We start from the raw sequence: 3,091 nt of genomic DNA, 5'->3' as shown, positions 1-3,091 counted from the left end.
CTGATGGCGGACACTTCGGCTACGATTTGAGCGTCACTCAGGACACCTGTGCAACGTGTCCGCCATCGCCTGGAACGCTGTCCGCGATGGAAATGGAATCACTGTCCGCCATCAGTGGAATGCGCAGTCAGCGAATCCGCATTGGAGAACCTGGGAGGGTTTACCCTGGAGATGCAGATCAACGTGCTGAGGCATCGGCAATCAACCTGGTTGAAAGGAAAAGTCAGGGCAAATGGCAAAGACGTGGACCATGAGGTGATCAACGGTTTGCTTGGCCATGCCGAGTCGGGCACGGCAACATGGGGCCCCTTCTCCCCCCGGAACTGGCAAGCCGACAGTGAGGCGGTCCGAAGCCGCCTCAAAGAGTCTGTGAAGGCGCTTGGCATTACCAAGCCAGCACTCTTGATTTCTGCACCGAATTTTGCCAGCGACTCACCAAGCCAAAAGTCACCCCTTCGGATCGGCGATGCAAGCTTTGGCAGAAAGGCTCGAGCAGCACGAACGCAGCGGGCCAATGACATTGCCCGTACCAGAGCCCGAGAGGACATCGAGAATTTCGTCAAGGAGAACAATGGCGTCGAAGCGCTAGACGCCAAAGCCATCGATCGGCTCGAGCAACTCATGCTCCGCCGAGAAAACAAACTTCCGGATGAGCAGTCGCACACGCTGCCGCATCCCCGGGCTGCATTGCGGTATGAGGTCTACTGCGACTGGCTTCAATCCGTTCGCAGGGACCAGGACTACGTAGTCCTCGTCAAACGTCGCTACCTTCCCCGGCTCGAAGAGGCCTCTCCGTTCAGTGCTGAAGCCCCACAGGCGAGGGTGGTGTTCGATCGGGTGCAAAAGTGGCACAGCACTCGAGAACCCAGCCTCCTCGTCAAGGACCTCGACGCGCGTGGTTCACTGGCAGTCGCCGTCATTGGCGTGATCATCGAATCACGGGTGGCGAGCATGTCCGTCATCCGGTCACTGCTGCTGAACCAGGACTACCGATTGGTCCGCCTGGATGCACGCTGGCATCTCGAGCACGCCAAGCACCTGGACAAGTACCCCACGGCACCGTGCACACGCTATGCGATCTCTGAGAGCACGGCCAAGTGCTTTCTTAAAGTACTCGGCCAGGATAGGAAAGAGCAGCTCTCGGGCCGGGCAGTCCGAGATGAACACCTGCCGCTCGTGCGCATTCTTGAAATTGACCGGACCAAACTCAAATACGACGCTTTGTGTCAGCGACTTTGCGAGGTCGTTCAACAAGTCAACTGGCAACAGCTTCCGGGCTTTTGCGCCGGCTATCTCGACGGCTCGTTGATCAGCGTTGCCCTAGAGCATTCAAGTTGGTATCGCCTTCACAAGAAGGCCGCGCTGGGTGCACCGATCTCCTACGGCATGGCCGAGGACGAATCAAGTGCCGAATCGCAGGAAGACAAGGACGATCGGTACATCTCTGTTGACAACGAAGACGAAGATCCGAGCGCGGCTCCACCAGAAGAAGCGCACTTGCCGATCGCCCACAACGATCGGTTCTCGCTTTCATTGACGACGTCGCCAACAACGACACCGGGGACCAATTCGGAGGAGAAAAAGGCCAACGGCTACAAACTCGCGGTCGTTGACTCAGATGTGGACGCTGCGCGCACAGCATCCGCGACACCAATCGAGTTCACGATGCAATGCACGGCCGTCGCTTTGATGCAGGCGGTCAGCAAAGCGATTGTTCAGGCGATGAAAAGGCCGACCAATGCCAGACGCGACTTGACTGTCGATCTACAGGAAGCGATCAAGACGCACTCGGATTCGAGCGTCACCTGCCGCATGTTCGTCGAATGGATCCATTCGCTCGTCAAAAGGAAAAAAGGTGAGCATCAGCTGGAGATCAGTTCGATCAGCCGATACTTCGTTGCACTTCGCGCGTGCTTCGAACAGATTGCCTACGACCACGACCTGACGAAATGTGAAGAGGAGGAAGTCACCGAGCTGTACGTCAAGATCATGGAAGCCCGCCGGGAACTGAAGGAAGACATGGCGGATGCTCCAACGAAGAAGACGAAGCGTTCGAAACGCGGCAAGGGCCAAGATGGCTCAATGGACAAGTACCGGACCTGGCGCCTCGCACTCAACCTGCTGCGCAAGTTTCACCGCTACGCCTGCCGGCGGTACAGCGTTGAAGAGGCCGATTGGTCAGAAATCGGCGGCGATGAAGAGACGCTTTCGATCTCCCCAAGGCTTGTCACCGAGCGAGAGTACCTGCATGCGCTGAAATCTCTGGTGGGCAATCCCACTGAGGCGACACTTGAGGAAACTCAAGCTGGGTTTTTGCTCTTCCTGAGCTATCGCTTTGGCTTGCGCGCCGCGGAGGCCACGAACTTGACGACAGCCGACTGGGTTGGGGTTCCGGACGAATCGAATCTCTCCAGCGAGAGGAAGTCGCGATTGGTGCTGGTGCGAAGCAACAAGTACCGCACACTCAAAACAGACAACGCCCGGCGCCAGGTTCCCTTGCTCTTTGAGCTCACCGAGCTGGAATGCCAGGCGATCGATCGCCACATGGATCTCCTCCTGGGGCGGGAAGATCACGGCGACAGCGCACCGCTGTTCCCGCTGGTGTATGGAAGGGAGCGCTTGTCGGCCAACATGCAGCTTCGTGCGCTGGTCGCAGATCAGCTCAAACACTCCTGTTCGGACGCCAACGTCAGCACGCACGCTGCACGCCATTCCTTTGGAATGTTGGTGTTCGTCATGCTGCATGACGAAACTTCGCTCCTGCAACGAGGCTTGTTCAGCAAGCCGCCGTCGAGCGAATGGATTGACCACGTTCGCAGAACCGTTCTGTGTCATCCGAAGACGACACGTCGCAGCCTCTGGGCCCTGGCCCGACTCATGGGACATGCCCATCCGAGAACGACGTTGCGCAGCTATGTCCACATCATCCCGGAGATGACCTATCACCACATTAGGTTGCCACAGCCGAGCCTGTCAGTAATTTTGTGTGCGAGGCATAGCATGACGATCAGGAGCATCTATGCCAAGCAAGACAAAGACGAAGAACGCGGCTATTGCCGCCAGGACAGCGGCGCTGCCGCAGATCCCCAAG

At 57.7% G+C, this 3,091-nt stretch carries 1 protein-coding gene; it reads left to right on the top strand.

What is annotated here, in order from left to right; translation table 11 throughout:
- Positions 1–171: 171 nt before the first annotated feature.
- Positions 172–3,091, top strand: a 2,920-nt coding sequence (locus M3149_RS22420) for a hypothetical protein (protein ID WP_251711576.1), incomplete at its 3' end; no start/stop codon positions are given.

The organism is Hydrogenophaga intermedia, assembly GCF_023715105.1.
GTDB lineage: Bacteria > Pseudomonadota > Gammaproteobacteria > Burkholderiales > Burkholderiaceae_C > Hydrogenophaga > Hydrogenophaga intermedia_A.
The sequence above is the reverse complement of the archived record's forward strand: the minus strand, read 5'-3'. Positions and strand labels throughout refer to the sequence as shown.